Source organism: Pseudomonas sp. GW821-FHT07F01 (genome assembly GCF_059418825.1).
The window spans coordinates 202,303-218,442 of the sequence record NZ_JBWKQO010000002.1 but is presented as its reverse complement, the minus strand read 5'-3'; the positions used below and the strand labels follow the sequence as shown (position 1 = coordinate 218,442).

Sequence of the window (16,140 nt, the reverse complement as noted above, 5' to 3'; positions counted from 1 at the left end):
CTATTAATAATCACTCTCATTTCCAGGCACGGCAGCCTCCCATGGACGACCCCTTGCTCGACAGCGCCGCAGGACCGCCGGCGACTCTTCATTCCCGCCAACCCTGACGGCGGATTCCCAGCTCATTCCAGGGGCCTGATCTCTCAGGTCCAGGGCCGCTTTTTGCGTAAAAAACAGCAGGAGACAGCATGTCCACTTTCGATGACCTCAAGGATTGCCCCTCTTGGCCCGAAGACTTCGCCCAGCGCTACCGCCAGGCCGGCTACTGGCGCGACGAAACCTTTGGCGACCTGCTGCGCAGCGCCGCCCAGGCCTTTGCCGAGCGTGAAGCACTGACCGAGGGCGAGCAGCACCTGAGCTACCGGCAACTGGACCTGCGGGTCGACCAACTGGCCGCCGGCCTGTACCGGCTGGGGCTGCGGGCCGGCGACAACGTGGTGCTGCAACTGCCCAACAGTGCGGCCTTCGTCGAAGTCTGCTTTGCCCTATACCGCCTCGGGGTGCGGCCGATCTTCGCGCTGCCGGCCCACCGGCACCTGGAAATCGGCCGCTTCTGCGAGTTCGCCCAGGCCCGGGCCTACTTCTGCGCCGACCGGGACGCCAGCTTCGACTATCGGGCCATGGCCCGCGACCTCAAGGACCGCAACCCGCAGCTGGAGTGGGTGGTGGTCGCCGGCGAAGCCGAGGAATTCACTGCCTTGCACAGCCTGTATGAGCCGGCGCCTGCGCGTACCTTCCAGTCCCCCAGCGCCGACGCGGTGGCCTGTTTCCAGCTCTCCGGCGGCTCCACCGGGGTGCCCAAGCTGATCCCGCGCCGGCACCACGAATACCTCTACAACCTGCGGGCCAGCGCCGAGCGCTGCGGCCTGTCCGAGGCCAGCGTGTACCTGGTGGCGCTGCCCATGGCGCACAACTTTCCCATGTGCTGCCCAGGGTTCATCGGCACCTTTTCGGTGGGCGGGCGGGTGGTGCTGAGCCCCTCGCCGAGCCCGGAAGTCTGCTTCGAACTGATCGAGCGCCAGGGGGTGACCCACACCGCGCTGGTGCCGCCCCTGGCCCTGGTCTGGCTGGAAGCGGCCCAGGCCCGCGGGCGTGGCCTGGCGCCGTTGCAACTGCTGCAAGTGGGCGGCGCCAAACTCAGCTACGAGGCCGCAAGGCGCATCGAACCGGTGCTCGGCTGCCGCCTGCAGCAGGTGTTCGGCATGGCCGAGGGGCTGATCTGCTACACCGACCCCGAGGACCCGCCACAGCGGGTGCTGCACACCCAGGGCCGGCCGCTGTCGCCGGCGGACGAAATTCGTGTGGTGGACGAGCATGAGCAACCGGTGCCGGTGGGGCAGGTGGGGCAGTTGCTGACCCGCGGCCCCTACACCATCCGCGGTTACTACCGTTACCCCGAGCACAACGCCCAGGCCTTCACGGCCGATGGTTTCTACCGCACCGGCGACCGGGTCATGCTCACCGCCGACGGCTACCTGATGGTGGAAGGGCGCGACAAGGACCTGATCAACCGCGGGGGCGAAAAGATCGCTGCCGAAGAAGTGGAAAACCTGCTGCTCAGCCACCCGGCGGTGGCCGACATCGCCCTGGTGGCGATGCCTGATGCCTTCCTGGGCGAACGCACCTGCGCCTTCGTCATCCCCCGCGGCACCGCGCCCCGGGCCCCGGAACTGCTGCGTCACCTAAGGGCCCAGGGCCTGGCGGCGTTCAAGCTGCCGGACCGCTTCGAGTTCATCCCGGCCTTCCCCCAGACCGGGGTCGGCAAGGTCAGCCGCAAGCACCTGCGCGAGGCGATCCAGGCCCTGTACTTCGGCGCCCAGGCCGAACCCCTGGAGGGAAGTGGCGCCCGTGGCTGAACGACAAGGACTTTGCGACCTGTTGCACCCGGTGCGCGGGCGCCTGCTGGCGGCCATGCTGCTGCAGGCCCTGGCGGCGCTGGTGGGGCTGTTGCCGTTCATTGCCGTGGCCGAACTGGCGCCGCTGCTGCTGGCCGGCGAGCTGGATGCGCAGCGTGCGCAGTTCTGGCTGCTGGCCGGCGCCGCCGCCTTGCTCCTGCGCCTGCTGGGGCTGGCGGCGGCATTGCAGATCACCCACCTGGCCGACAGCGACCTGCAACGCCAACTGCGCCAGCGCATCGCCGCGCACCTGGCACGGGTGCCCCTGGCCTGGTTCGGCCAGCAGCGGGAGACCGCCGAACGGGCCTTGCTGGATGATGTCGGCGCCCTGCACCAGTTGGTGGCGCACCTGCCCAACAACCTGGTGGCGGCGCTGGTGGTGCCCCTGGCCAGCCTGGTCTACCTGCTCACGGTGAGCCTGCCCATGACCCTGGTGGTGCTGCTGCCGCCATTGCTGGCGCTGTGGCGCTTGCGGGTCATGCGCACCCCGGCCTATCAGGCCGAGCGCCAGCGCCTGGGGGCGGCCCTGGGCGACCTGTCCACCGCGACCCTGAACTTTGTGCAGAGCATCGCCATGGTCAAGTCCTTCGGCCGTGCCGAGCGGGTGCAGGCGGATTTCGTCAACGCGGTGCAGGGTTTCGGGCGTTTTTTCTCCCAGTGGGTGGAGCGCTGGGCGGGCCTGGGAGCGAGTGTCGAGGTGCTGCTGTCGCCCTTGCTGGTGCTGGCCCTGGTGCTGGTGGCCGGGGTGGCGCTGACGGCGGCCGGCTGGCTGCACCCGGTGCAACTGTTGCCGTTCGCCCTGCTTGGCCCGGCCCTGGCGGCGCCGGTGGCGGCATTGGGGCATGGCGCCGACTCCCTGGTCCAGGGCCGGGCGGCGGCGCAGCGCATCAGCACCGTGCTGAGTACCCCGGTGCAGGCGCAGCCGGCGTTCTCCCGGGAGCCCGAGGGGCATCAGGTGATCTTTGATGAAGTGGCTTTCAGCTACCCCGACGGCACCCAGGTGCTGCACGGCATCGACCTGTGCCTGCAACCGGGCACCCTGACCGCCCTGGTGGGGGATTCGGGCGCTGGCAAGTCGACCCTGGCCACCTTGCTGGCGCGCTTTGCCGGCGTCAGCGCCGGGGCCATCCGCATCGGCGGCGTCGACCTGCGGGACATGGACAGCGCGACCCTCTATCGCCAGGTGGCCTTTGTCTTCCAGGACGTGCGCCTGCTGCGCAGCAGCGTTCTGGACAACCTGCGCCTGGGGCGTCCCGAGGCCACGCTGGCCGAGGTCGAGGAGGCGGCCCGGGCGGCGCAGATCCACAGTCGTATCACCGCCTTGCCCCAGGGTTATCACACCCAGCTGGGCAGTGGCGTGCAGCTCTCCGGTGGTGAAGTGCAGCGCCTGGGCATTGCCCGGGCGATGCTCAGCCAGGCACCGATCCTGGTGCTGGACGAAGCCACCGCCGCCAGCGACCCGGAGTCCGAAGCGGCGATCCAGCAGGCGTTGTCGCGGCTGGCGGCGGGGCGCACGGTGCTGGTGATCGCCCATCGCCTGAGCAGTATCCAGGATGCCGACCAGATTGCCGTGCTGCAGGCCGGGCGACTGGTGGAATGCGGCCGGCACCAGGCCCTGCTGGAGCAGCAGGGGGTGTATGCCGGGCTGTGGGCGGCGCAGCAGTTCTGCGCCGTGGAAACGGCGGGGGAGCAGGCATGATTGGCGCACTGTTACGCAGTTTGCAGCCGGCCGAAGCCAGCCTGCTGCGCCGGGCCTTGCTGGCCATGGCCGCCAGTGCCCTGGCCCAGGGCGCGGCGCTGGCCCTGTTGCCCATGGCCTTTGCCAGCCTGTTCGATGCCGCTGCCGGGCAGGCGCCGTGGCGATGGGCCGGGGCCTTTGCCGGTTTCGCGCTGCTGTGCCTGGGGTTGCGCCGGCATGCGCAACTGGCGGGCTACCGCGCGGGCGCCGCGGCGGCCCAGTCGTTGAACCTGCGCATCGGCGAACAACTGGTGCGCCTGCCCCTGGAGTGGTTCGTCGAGCGCCGCAGCGCCGAGCTCAATCGGCTGGTGACCCACACCGTACTGCAGATCATGAGCACCCCGGCGCACCTGTTGCAGCCCATGGCCAACGCCTTGCTGACGCCCCTGGCGCTGCTTGTGGCGCTGTTCTTCTATGACCGCACCATGGCCCTGGCGGCCCTGGCCAGCGTGCCCCTGCTGCTGGTGTTCTACCACTGGGGCGTGCGCTGGGGCGGCCAGGCCGAAAGCCGCAGTGAGGCGGCGGCCAACGAGGCGGCAGCGCGGGTCCTGGAGTTCCTGCGCCAGCAGCCGCTGCTGCGTGCCAGTGGCCGCACCGGCGAAGGCTTCAGCCTGCTCACCGAGGCCTTGCAGCAACAGCGCAGGACCCAGCGTCGGGCCCACTGGCGGACCTTTCCGGCGGCCCTGGGGCTGGCGGTGGTGCTCCAGGCCGGCTACACCGCGATGCTGCTGTGCGGCCTGTATGCAGTGCTCGGTGGCAGCCTGGGAGTGGCCCAGTACCTGGCGCTGGCGGTGCTCGCCACCTGCCTGGTGGAGCCCATGGGCACCCTGGTCAACCTCGGCACGACCTTGCGCCAGACCCGCCATGGCCTGAACCGTTTGCGCCACTTGTTGCGCCTGCCGGCGCTGCCGGAGCCGAGCCAGCCCGAGGAACCCCGGGGGCATCAGGTGCAGGTGCGCGACCTGGGGCTGGTGCGCCAGGAGCAGGTGATCCTGCAGGGCATCAGCTTCGAGCTGGCGCCGGCCTCGCTGAACCTGCTGGTGGGCGCCTCCGGCTCCGGCAAGTCGAGCCTGCTGCGCCTGCTGGCGCGGTTCAGCGATGTCGATAGCGGCGCCATTTTGTTGGGTGGTGTCGACCTGCGCCAACTGTCCGCCGCGCAGCGCGATCGTTCCATCGCGCTGATGTTCCAGGACTGTCCGCCGCTGGCTGCGAGCCTGCTGGACAACCTGCGCCTGGGCGGCCCCGAGGCCAGCGACAGCCAACTGATGGACGCCGCCCAAGCCACCGGCCTGGACCTTGTGGCCCAGCGCCTGCCCCAGGGCTGGCAGACCCGGGTCGGCGAGGGCGGCGTCAGCCTCTCCGGGGGCGAGCGCCAGTGCCTGGCCCTGGCCCGGGTGCTGCTCAAGGACGCCAGCCTGATCCTGCTGGACGAACCCACCGCGGCCCTCGATGCCATCAGCGAGGCCCGGGTCAACCGTTGCCTGCTGCAACTGGCGCGCAAGCACACGGTGCTGCTGGTGACTCACAAACCGACCCTGGCCCCCAGCGCCGGACAGATTCTCCTGCTGGAGCAGGGCCACCTGGCCCAGCGCGGTACCCACGCCCAACTGATGGCGGCCCCGGGCCGTTATCGCGAGCTGTTCCACGAGCGCGAGGCGATCAACCGCTGGCGCCTGCGCCAACCCCCTTCCGTACCCCAAAGGAACGTCCACCATGACCGATAACCCAGCACTGGCACGCGCTCATCCAGCGGACGCCGGCCTGAGTCATTCACCCCAAGGACTCTGCGAAGGCATTGCCCGGCTGCTCGGCTACAGCGCCGAGGATCTTGAACCCCAGGCCTCCCTGATCGAGCAGGGGCTCGACTCGGTGAGCATCATGCGCCTGCCGGCGCTGCTGGCCGCCGAAGGCGTGGCCCTGAGCTTCGCCGAACTGATCCAGCAACCGACCCTGGACGCCTGGTGGGCGCTGATCGAGGCTCGCCGTGGCCTCGCGGCGCCGCGCCTGCAGGCTGTGGCCAGCGCTCCTGCCAACAGCGATTTTGCCCTGACCCCACTGCAACAGGCCTACTGGTTCGGCCGCGATCCGGGCATGCCCCTGGGCGGCGTCGGCTGCCACCTGTACCAGGAACTGGACGGCCAGGGCCTGGAGCCCCAGCGTCTGGAGCAGGCCCTGCGCCGCCTGTGCCAGCGCCATCCGATGCTGCGGGCGTGCTTTATCAGCGACACCTGCCAGCGCATCCTGCCCCAGAGCCCCTGGCCCGGGCTGACCGTCCACGACCTGCGCCAGGCTTCCTGCGTCGGGGCTGCCGAGGCCCTGGAACAGATCCGCGAAAACCTCTCGCACCGGTGCCTGGAGGTCAGCCGCGGGCAGGTGTTCGATGTGCAGTTGAGCCTGCTGCCCGAAGGTCGCAGCCGCCTGCACCTGAACATCGACCTGCTGGTGGCTGACGTGCTCAGCATTGGCATCCTGCTGCGCGACCTGGCGCTGATCCATGCCGGCCAGGAGCACAGCCTGCCGGCCCTGGACTGGAACTTCGCCGACTACCTGCGGGCCGAACAGGCGGCGCGCGCGCCACTGCTGGCGGCGGCCCGGGACTATTGGCTGGAGCGCCTGGAAGAGCTGCCGGACGGCCCGCAACTGCCCTTGGCCCAGGAACCGCAGAACGCCGGCACTGCGCGTTTTCGCCGCCTGGCCATGCGTCTGGACCAGGGCCAGTTGCAGGCCCTGGAGCAGCGCGCCCGGCAGCACGGGCTGACCCTGGCCAGCGTGCTGGCCTGCGCCTATGCCCAGGTGCTGGGGCGCTGGAGCGCCAGCCAGCATTTCCTGCTCAACGTGCCGCTGTTCAATCGCCAGGAACTGCACCCCTGCGTGCCTCATCTGCTGGCGGACTTTTCCAACCTGGTGCTGCTGGAGGTCGACCAGCGCCAGCCCGCGCCCTTCAGCCAGCAGGCCCTGGCGTTGCAGGCTCAATTGCACCGTGACATTGCCCACAGCGCCTGGCCCGGGGTCGAGGTGCTGCGCGAGCGGGCGCGGCTGCGCCAGGGCGGTGGCCAGGGCGCGCCGGTGGTGTTCGCCTGCAACCTGGGCCCGGCCTTTGTCGACGCCACCTGCCGCGAGCAACTGGGCGAACCGGGCTGGGCGCTGTCGCAGACGCCCCAGGTCTGGCTCGACCACCAGAGCTACCCGCTGGCCGACGGCCTGCTGCTGAACTGGGACGCGGTGGACGCGCTGTTCCCCGAAGGCCTGCTGGACGAGATGTTCGACGCCTACCGCGCCTTGCTGTTGTGGCTGTGCGCCAACGACTGGCAGCAGGTGGCGCCCTTGCCGCTGCCGGCGGCGCAACAGCAGCGCCGCCAGCAGGTCAATGCCACCGCACACGCGACCCCGGCGCAGCTGTTGCACCAGGGCTTTTTCCAGCAGGCGCGCCTGAACCCCGAGGCCGTGGCGCTGATCTGCGAGCAGGGCAGCCTGAGCTACGCCGAGCTCGCCCGGCAGGCCCTGCAAATGGCCGGGGCCTTGGGCGAGTGGGGCGTGCAGCCGGGTGACGCGGTGGCGATCACCTTGCCCAAGGGCCGCGACCAGGTGGTCGCGGTGCTGGGGACCCTTGCCGCAGGGGCGGTCTATGTGCCGGTGGGCATCGAGCAGCCGCCGGCGCGCCGCGACATGATCTACCAGCGCGCCGGGGCGCGGGTGGTGATCACCGATCAGGCCCACCGCGAGGGCGGTATCTGGCTCGCCGAACTGCGGGTGGTGACCCTGGCCCAGGCGCTGGTCGCACCGGCGCTGGGGCAACCCCTGGAGATGGCGGCGGATGCCCTGGCCTACGTGATCTTCACCTCGGGCACCACCGGCGAACCCAAGGGCGTGGAACTGTCCCACCAGGCGGCGATGAACACCATCAGCGCCATCAACCGGCGCTACCAGGTGAGCGCCGAGGATCGGGTGCTGGGGGTCTCGGCCCTGGATTTCGACCTGTCGGTGTACGACCTGTTCGGCCTGCTGAGTGTCGGCGGCGCCCTGGTGCTGCCGGCGGACGGGCTGCGCAAGGAGCCCCGGGAATGGCTGCGGCTGATCCGCGAGCAGCGGGTGAGTGTGTGGAACTCGGTGCCGGCGCTGCTGGACATGCTGACCCTGCAAGTGCGCGACGACGGCGGCCTGGGAGCCTTGCGCCTGGCCATGGTCTCCGGTGACTGGGTCGGCCTCGACCTGCCACGGCGCCTGGAGCGGGCGGCGGGCCACCGCGTGCCGTTCGTGGCCCTGGGCGGCGCCACCGAGGCGGCGATCTGGTCCAACTACCAGGACGTGGCGCAGGTGCCCGGGCACTGGCGCTCGATCCCCTACGGGCGGCCCCTGGACAACCAGTGCTTCCGGGTGGTGGACAGCCAGGGCCGTGACTGCCCGGACTGGGTGCCCGGCGAGCTGTGGATCGGCGGTGCCGGGGTGGCCGCCGGCTATCGCGGCCTGCCGACCCTCAGCGCCCAGCGCTTTGTCGAGCACGAGGGCCGGCGCTGGTATCGCACCGGCGACCAGGGCCGCTACTGGGCCGACGCCAGCCTGGAGTTTCTCGGGCGCCTGGACCATCAGGTCAAGGTCCGCGGCTTTCGCATCGAGCTGGCAGAAATCGACGTGGCCCTGGAGCGCCACCCGGCCATCGACCGCGCGCTGAGCCTGGTGCTGCCCGGCAGCGAAGCCCAGCTGGCGGCGGTGCTGCTGGCCCGGGAGCCGCTGCCCGAGCCCCAGGCCCTGCGCCAGTGGCTGGGGCAATGGCTGCCCGAACACATGCTTCCGGACCTCTGGCTGAGCCTGCCGGAACTGCCCCTGAGCACTAACGGCAAGGTCGATCGCGCGGCTTTGCTGTGGCTGCTGCAGGAGCAGCGCCGGGGCATCCAGCCGCAGAGTGCCGAGCCGCCGCAAGGGGAATGGGAAGAGGCCGTGGCCGCGCTCTGGCAGGAGCTGCTGGAGGTGCCGCAGGTGGGCCGGCACCAGGGCTTTTTTGCCCTGGGCGGCAACAGCCTGCTGGCGGCCCGGTTGATCGAACGCATCGCCCGGCAGTTCCAGCTGGAACTGTCGCTCAAGGATTTTTTCAACGCGGCCACCGTGGCCCTGCAGGGGCAGTTGCTTGCCTCGCGCCGGGAACAGCGGCCCGTCAATCAGAACGCAATGGTGGAGGGCGTGTTATGACGCTGCAGCAACTGCAACAGGATCTGCAACAACTGGGTGTGGAACTCTGGGAAGAACAGGGTCGCTTGCGCTATCGGGCCCCGGCCGGGGTCATGGACGAGGCGCGCCTGCAACAGCTGCGCGAACACAAGGAGGCGCTGCTGCAACAGCTGCAAGCGGCGCAGATGCCGACCCTGGAGGCCGACCATTCGGCCCGGGAAGAACCCTTCCCGCTGACCGACGTGCAGGCCGCCTACCTGCTGGGCCGCACCACGGCTTTCAGCTACGGCGGCGTGGCCTGCCACGGCTACCTGGAGTTCGCCCAGAAGGACCTGGACCCGGTGCGCCTGGAGCAGGCCTGGAACCAGTTGATCGCGCGTCACGAGATGCTGCGGGCCGTGGTCCTGGAGGAGGGCTACCAGCGCATCCTGCCCCAGGTGCCGCATTACTCCATCGCCCGCCACGACCTGAGCCGGGACGACGGCAGCGCCTTGCAGGCCTTGCGCGAGCGCATGGAACTGCGCCGTGCACCGCCCCAGCAATGGCCGCTGATCGAGCTGTGCGTGAGCCAGGGCCGCGACACCTCGCGCTTGCACCTGTCAGTGGACCTCTTGGTGTGCGACTACCAGAGCGTGCGCATGCTGCTGGCCGAACTGCAGCAGCTGTACCGCGGCGAGAGCCTGCCGGCGCCGGCGCAGATCAGCTTTCGCGACTATGTGCTGGGTGAGCGCCGCCTGCGCGAGCAGCCGCGCTACCAGCGTGATCGCGACTACTGGTGGGCGCGGGTCGACAGCCTGCCGGGTGCGCCGGAACTGCCATTGCTGGGGCCGCCCAGCGGGCCGCGCTTCCAGCGCCGGGCCATGGGCCTGGAGGCCCGGGACTGCAATGCCTTGCGCCTGAACGCGGCGGCGGCCGGGGTCGGTGTGTCGGCGGCAATCCTCTCGGCCTATGCCGAAACCCTGGGCCGCTGGAGCCGGCGCGGGCACTTCTGCCTGAGCCTGACCCTGCTCAATCGCCTGTCCCTGCACCCCCAGGTGGATCGCCTGGTGGGGGACTTCAGCTCGGTGGAACTGCTGGAAGTGCAGACCCTGCAAGGCGGCAGCTTCGGCCAGCGCAGCCAGCAGCTGCAGGAGCGCCTGTGGCAGGACATGGACCATCGCCTGTGTTCGGGCATCGAAGTGCTGCGCGAGCTGGCGCGGCGCAAGGGCCAGGACGCGGCGCTGATGCCCTACGCCTTCACCAGCACCCTGGGGGCCGGCGGCGAGAGCGGCGGCGGGGCCTTCATGCCCGGTGCCGAGCTGGTGTTCGGCATCAGCCAGACGCCCCAGGTGCTGATCGACTGCCAGGTCAGCGAGCGTGACGACGGCTTGGCGATCAACTGGGACATCCGCGAAGGGGTGTTCAGCGAGACCCTGCTGGATGCGCTGTTCGACACCTTCGAACGCCTGCTCAAGCGCCTGGCCCGGGAGCCCTCGGCCTGGACCCTGGATGACTGCCTGGAGTTGCCGGCGGCCCAGCGTCTGCAGCGCGAGCTGGTGAACCAGACTGCCGCGCCTTTGCCCTCCGGCCTGCTGCATGAGCCGTTCTGGCGCCAGGCCGCGGCTGCTCCCGAGCGTGTGGCGCTGATCCAGGGCGCCGCGCAACTGAGCTACGGCGAACTGGCCGGGCGCGCCGAAGCCGTGGCCGAAGCCTTGCTCGACGCCGGCTGCCAGCCTGGAGAGCGGGTCGCGGTGTGCATGGACAAGGGCCTGGAACAGGTGATCGCGGTGCTCGGCATCCTGCGGGCCGGGGCCGCCTACCTGCCCCTGGACACCAACCAGCCCGAGGCCCGGCGCCAGTTGATCCTGGACAACGCCGAGGTCGCCCGGGTGCTCAGCCAGTCCTGGCTGAGCGACAGCCTGTGCTGGCCGGCGCGGGTGACCCAGGTGATCGCGGTGGACCAGGGCCCGCGGGCGGCACAACGGGCGTTGCCGAGCCTGGACATCGACCCGCAGCAACTGGCCTACGTGATTTACACCTCGGGCTCCACCGGGGTGCCCAAGGGCGTGATGATCAACCATCAGGCGGCCCTAAATACCATCGTCGACATCAACCAGCGCTTTGCCATCGAGGCCCAAGACCGGGTACTGGCCCTGGCCAGCCTGGGCTTCGATCTGTCGGTGTACGACATCTTCGGCCTGCTGGCCGTGGGCGGCGCCCTGGTGCTGCCGGACCCGCAACGCCGCGCCGACCCTTCGCATTGGGCCGAGTGCGTCCGGGAACACGGGGTGACCCTGTGGAACTCGGTACCGGCGCAATTGCATATGCTCACCCACTACCTGCAGGCCGTGCCATCCATGGCCCCCGGTTCCCTGCGCCTGGCGCTGCTGTCTGGAGACTGGATCCCCCTGAACCTGCCGGCGGAGGCCGCCCAGCTACTGCCCGGGCTGCGGCTGATCAGCCTCGGCGGCGCCACCGAAGCGGCGATCTGGTCGATCTACTATCCGATTACCCAGGTCAACCCCCAGTGGCGCAGCATTCCCTACGGCATGCCCCTGGCCAATCAGCGCTTCATGGTGCTCGACGAGCAGGGCCGGGATCGCCCGCAAGGGGTGGCCGGCGAGCTGTACATCGCCGGTAGCGGTCTGGCCCTGGGTTACCTGGGGGATGCCGAGAAAACCGCCGAGCGCTTTGTCGACCATCCGCGCAGCGGCGAGCGCCTGTACCGCACCGGCGACCTGGGGCGCTACCTGGACGACGGCCTGATCGAGTTCCTCGGCCGCGAAGATTTCCAGGTCAAGGTCCGTGGCCACCGCATTGAACTGGCGGAGGTGGAAAGCGCGCTGCTCAGCCATCCCCATGTGGAGTCCGCGGTGGTGGTGGCAGCGGGCGAGGGTGCCTTCGAGCGGCACTTGCAAGCCTGCCTGCGGGCCAGCCTGCGGGACACGCCGATCGCCTGGCCGGCGCAGTTGCAGGCGCGCACCCAGGCGGCGGCCGAAGCCGTGCGCGGCGGCTTGAGCGATGCCCTGGTGAGCGAGATGTCGGCCTGTGTCGAGCGCGCCGCACTGCTGTCCATGGGCCTGGCCCTGCAACGCCCCGGCTTGTTCGAGAGCGCCGGGCAGAGCCATGCCCTGGACGAGATTGTCGCGGCTTGTGAGGTGGCGCCGCGCAACCAGCGCTTGATCCGCCGTTGGCTGCAAGCCCTGGCCCGGGAAGGCCTGGTGCACCGGGACCTGCACACCGGGCGTTATTCGGGCCTGCAGGTATCGGCCGAGGAATACCGCCAGCAATGGCAGCGCATCGATGCCCTGGAACCGTCCGTGGGCTGGGGCGGCGAAGTGCTGCGCTACCTGCGCGAAAGCCAGGAGCAACTGCCGGCGCTGATGAGCGACCAACTGGACCCGCTGCACCTGCTGTTTCCCCAGGGCCGCACCGACACCGCCGAAGGCGCCTACCGCAAGAACCTGATCAGCCAGTACCTGAACCAGGCGGTGTGCGCCGCGGTGCAGGAGATCATCCGCCAGCGTCCGGCCGGCCAGCGCCTGCGCCTGCTGGAAATCGGCGCCGGGGTCGGCGGTACCAGCGCCGACCTGATCCCGGCCCTGGACGGGCTGGCGGTGGACTACCAGTTCACCGACCTGTCGCAGTTCTTCCTCAACGAGGCCCGGGAACATTTCGCCGCTTACCCCTGGGTCAGCTACGGGCTGTTCGACCTCAACCAGGACCATTGGGCCCAGGGCGTGGCCGCCAACTCCCTGGACGTGATCCTCTGCGCCAACGTGCTGCACAACTCGCGGCACGCCAGCCGGGTGCTGGCGCGGCTGCGGGAGATGCTGGCCCCGGGCGGCTGGCTGATCTTCATCGAGGCCACTCGCGACACCTACCAGATCATGGCGTCCATGGAGTTCAAGGAGGGCCTCACCGCCTTCGAGGATTTCCGGGCCGAACTGGATACCACCTTCATCCGCCGCGAGCAGTGGCAGCAGTTGCTGCTGGAGGCCGGAGGCGAGACCCCGCTGTGCCTGCCCGGGGCCGATGACGCCATGTCGCAGATCGGCCAGCACCTGTTCATCACCCGCTTCAAGAGCGAGCGCCAGGCCCTGGAGCCCGAGCAGATGCGGGCCCATCTGGCCCGGCACCTGCCGGAGTACATGATCCCGAGCCACTGGCAGATCCTCGATGAAATGCCCCTGACCGCCAACGGCAAGGTCGACCGCCAGGCACTGGCGCGGATCGGCGTGGCCGGCCCCGAGCAGCAGGCCAGCAGCGGCGCGGCGCCCGTGGATGAGCTGGAACGCAGCATTGCCGAGGTCTGGCAGACCCTGTTGCGGGTGCCGGCGGTGGGCCGTGACCAGGGCTTCTTCGAGCTTGGCGGCGACTCGCTGCTGGTGGCCCAGGTGGTGGGCCGCCTGCGTGAAGCCTTGCCCCAGGCCCGGCAGTTGCCCTGGAGTGACCTGCTGCGCCAGTTGATCAACCAGCCCACGGTGGCGGCCCTGGCCGATTACCTGCGAGGCCAGGGCGTGGAGGGCGATTCGCCGCTGGTGCGCATCAGCGACAAGGCCCAGGGCCCGACGCGGATCTTCGTCCACGACGGCAGCGGCACCCTGGCGCCGTACCGCGCCCTGTTTGCCGCCCTGGGGGAAGAAGCGCCCCTGGAAGGGCTGGTGCTCAACGATGTGCCGGCCTACCTGGCCCTGGAGCCGGCCACGGCGATCCGCCAGTTGGCCGAGCGTTATGCCGACACTCTGCAGGCCGAAGGCCGGCGCCAGGTGAGCATCGTCGGCTACTGCCTGGGCGGGCTGCTGGCCACCGAGCTGGCGGCGTGCCTGGCGGCGCGCTCCATCGAGGTGCTGCAACTGAGCGTGATCAGCAGCTACCGGGTGCCGTTCATGATCGAGGACGACCTCTTGGCCGAGTACGTGTTCGCCCGGGTGATGCAGGCCGATCCGCTGGCCCTGGGTTACCCCGAGGATGAACAGGCCATGGAACGCACCATCGCCCGGGTGCTGGCGCAGACTCCGGGGCGCGTGCCCCAGGGTTCGCTGCTGGCCTTGAGCGAGGATGCCCAGTGCGCCCCGGCCCTGGCCTGCCTGCGGCGTCTGGCACACAAGACCCCGGAGCAGCGCCTGCAGGCCATTGCCGAGGCCATGCGCCACGCCGGTTCGCAACTGAGCGACCTGCACTGGCTGCGCGAGCAGTTGCAGGTATTGCGCCACAGCCTGGCCGCGGTAGCCCTGCACGAGGCCACGCCGTACCAGGGCGACATGCTGTTCATTCGCCAGAGCGGCGAGGTGCAGGTGCTGCCCGGCATGCACCGCGACATGAGCGCCTACTGGCAGGCCCTGTGCCTGGGTGAGCTGCGGGTAGTGGATGTGCCCGGGGATCATTTCAGTTGCATGCAGCAGCCCCAGGTGCAAGCCGTGGCCCAGGCCTTCGATGCACCCACCGAGGTGGCGGCATGAGGGCAGGGGTGATGGGGCTGGTCGGCGCTTACGGCAGCGTCGGCCGTCAGGTCGCGCAGTTGCTGGCCGGTAAGGTGGCACTGCGCCTGGGTGGGCGTGATCCGCGGCAGGCCGAGCAACTGAACCAGCAGTTGGGGGCGCGCGCCGAGGTGCGCGCCCTGGACCTGTGGGAGCCACAGAGCCTGGCGGACTTCTGCGCTGGTTGTTCGCTGGTGATCAACTGCGCCGGGCCCAGCTACCGGATTCTCGATCGGGTGGCCCGGGCCGCCCTGACCGCAGGCGCCGACTACCTGGATGTGGGGGGCGACGATCCACTCCATGAGCGGCTGGTGGGACAGCTGCCGGCGGGGCACCGGGTGCTGTTGTCGGCGGGCATGCTGCCGGGGCTCTCGGGGCTGTTTCCGCAACTGCTGGCGCAGTCCTTCCAGCGGGTCGATGCCTTGCGCTGCTATGCCGGTGGGCTGGGGCGCTTGTCCGCCACGGCTGCCGAGGATTTCCTGCTGAGCCTGGGCAACGGCTTCGGCCAGGCCCAGCGCGGCTGGTGCGAAGGGCAGGTGGTGCGCAGCACGGCAAGTGCCGAACAGGCATTGCAACGCGACTGGCTGCCACCGGCCGGGGTGCAGGCCTATCCGTACCTGAGCACCGAGCAGCAGCGCCTGTTCGGTGATGTGCCGGTGCGCCACGGTCAGGGTTTCAACCTGTTCGAGGGCGGCCAACTGGCGGCGGCCCTGCAACGTATCCAGGGCTCGGCGCCAGAGGCGCGGAGCAGCGCGCAGAACATCGCTGCGCTGGTGCAGGCCAGCGCCCTGGATGTGGCCGGGCGCCGGCCCTATCAACTGCTGGCGGTGGAAATCGACGGCCTGCGCGAGGGCCGCCAGCAGCAGGCCAGCGCCTGGCTGCGGGCCAGCGACGGCTCGCGCCTGACCGGCAGCGTCGCAGCCTTCTGTGCATTGCAGTGGGCGCATCTGCCTGAGGGGCTGCACTACGCCGCCCAGGTGCTGGACGCGACGGCCTGCCTGGAACAACTGCTGCGCTGGCTGCCGGATACCCGGGTGCGCCTGCCCGACTTCGCCGCTGTGGCGCTGGCCGAGCCAGAGGAGGGCGTGCTGTGAGAAAGGTTCCCAGTGCCTGGCTGCGTCGTTATCCGCAGCCGCAACCGCCGCGCTGCCGCCTGGTGTGCCTGCCCCATGCCGGTGGCAGCGCGAGCTTTTTCAACGACTGGCGTGGCCAGTTGCCGGCGGATGTCGAGCTGGTCAGCGTGCAGTACCCGGGGCGCGAAGAGCGCCTGAGCGAAAGCTGGCCCGGCAGCCTGGAGTGGATGGCGGGCACTATTACCCGGGCCCTGTCGGACCTGGTGGACCGGCCCCTGGTGCTGTTCGGCCACAGCATGGGCGCGGCCCTGGCCTATGAGGTGGCGGCGCGCATGCAGCAGCAGGGCTCGGCGCCACAACGGTTGATCGTGTCCGCGCACCCCGCGCCCCATCGCCAGCGCAGCGGCGAACTGCACCTGGGCCCGGACGAGGACCTGCTGGCGGATGTGCGACGCCTGTCGGACGGTGCGTCGTCGCCCCTGGATGACCCGGCGCTGCGCGACCTGTACCTGCCGGCGTTGCGCAACGACTACCGGCTGATCGAGTGCTACCGCGGTGCGCCCGGCCGCGCCCTGGACCTGCCCCTGAGCGTGTGCCTGGGGGCCCGGGACACCGAGGTGGACCAGGACGAAGCCTATGCCTGGGCCGAGGTCAGCGCCCAGGTCACCGACTTCCAGGCCTTCCCCGGCGGGCACTTCTACCTGCGCGAGCAACAGGCCGAACTGCTGCGCCACCTGACCCGGCTGCTGGCCGGCCATGGCGAGCAGCCGTGGCAGTGCTGGCCTTCGACCCCATGAATTTTCCCTTGGTAG

7 protein-coding genes are annotated in these 16,140 nt (G+C 70.0%); all 7 read left to right on the top strand.

Going from position 1 to position 16,140, the window contains the following annotated elements; all coding sequences use genetic code 11:
* Window positions 1-188 precede the first annotated feature (188 nt).
* From AC07R1_RS07260 to AC07R1_RS07230, 7 genes are read left to right on the top strand one after another with little or no spacing between them, the layout of a single operon-like run.
* On the top strand, window positions 189-1,856 hold the full coding sequence (locus AC07R1_RS07260; RefSeq protein WP_125063025.1) for an AMP-binding protein: 1,668 nt from the start codon (window positions 189-191) through the stop codon (window positions 1,854-1,856).
* Window positions 1,849-3,594 (top strand): ABC transporter ATP-binding protein, encoded by a 1,746-nt coding sequence (locus AC07R1_RS07255; protein WP_495110344.1) that lies wholly within the window; start codon window positions 1,849-1,851, stop codon window positions 3,592-3,594. The genes AC07R1_RS07260 and AC07R1_RS07255 overlap by 8 nt, the downstream gene beginning before the upstream one ends.
* A complete protein-coding gene (locus AC07R1_RS07250) occupies window positions 3,591-5,357 on the top strand; it encodes an ABC transporter ATP-binding protein (protein WP_401400428.1) in 1,767 nt (588 codons plus the stop codon). The genes AC07R1_RS07255 and AC07R1_RS07250 overlap by 4 nt, the downstream gene beginning before the upstream one ends.
* Complete coding sequence (locus AC07R1_RS07245) at window positions 5,347-8,817, top strand: non-ribosomal peptide synthetase (protein ID WP_495110343.1); 3,471 nt, start codon at window positions 5,347-5,349, stop codon at window positions 8,815-8,817. Before AC07R1_RS07250 ends, AC07R1_RS07245 begins: the two co-directional genes overlap by 11 nt.
* A complete protein-coding gene (locus tag AC07R1_RS07240; RefSeq protein ID WP_495110342.1) occupies window positions 8,814-14,237 on the top strand; it encodes a non-ribosomal peptide synthetase in 5,424 nt (1,807 codons plus the stop codon). Before AC07R1_RS07245 ends, AC07R1_RS07240 begins: the two co-directional genes overlap by 4 nt.
* Window positions 14,234-15,349: a saccharopine dehydrogenase NADP-binding domain-containing protein gene (locus tag AC07R1_RS07235; RefSeq protein WP_495110341.1), complete on the top strand. Its 1,116-nt coding sequence runs from the start codon at window positions 14,234-14,236 to the stop codon at window positions 15,347-15,349. Before AC07R1_RS07240 ends, AC07R1_RS07235 begins: the two co-directional genes overlap by 4 nt.
* The gene (locus tag AC07R1_RS07230) at window positions 15,346-16,125 is read left to right on the top strand and encodes a thioesterase II family protein (protein ID WP_065364252.1); all 780 of its coding nucleotides are present in this window, start codon (window positions 15,346-15,348) and stop codon (window positions 16,123-16,125) included. The genes AC07R1_RS07235 and AC07R1_RS07230 overlap by 4 nt, the downstream gene beginning before the upstream one ends.
* The last annotated feature ends 15 nt before the right edge of the window (window positions 16,126-16,140 follow it).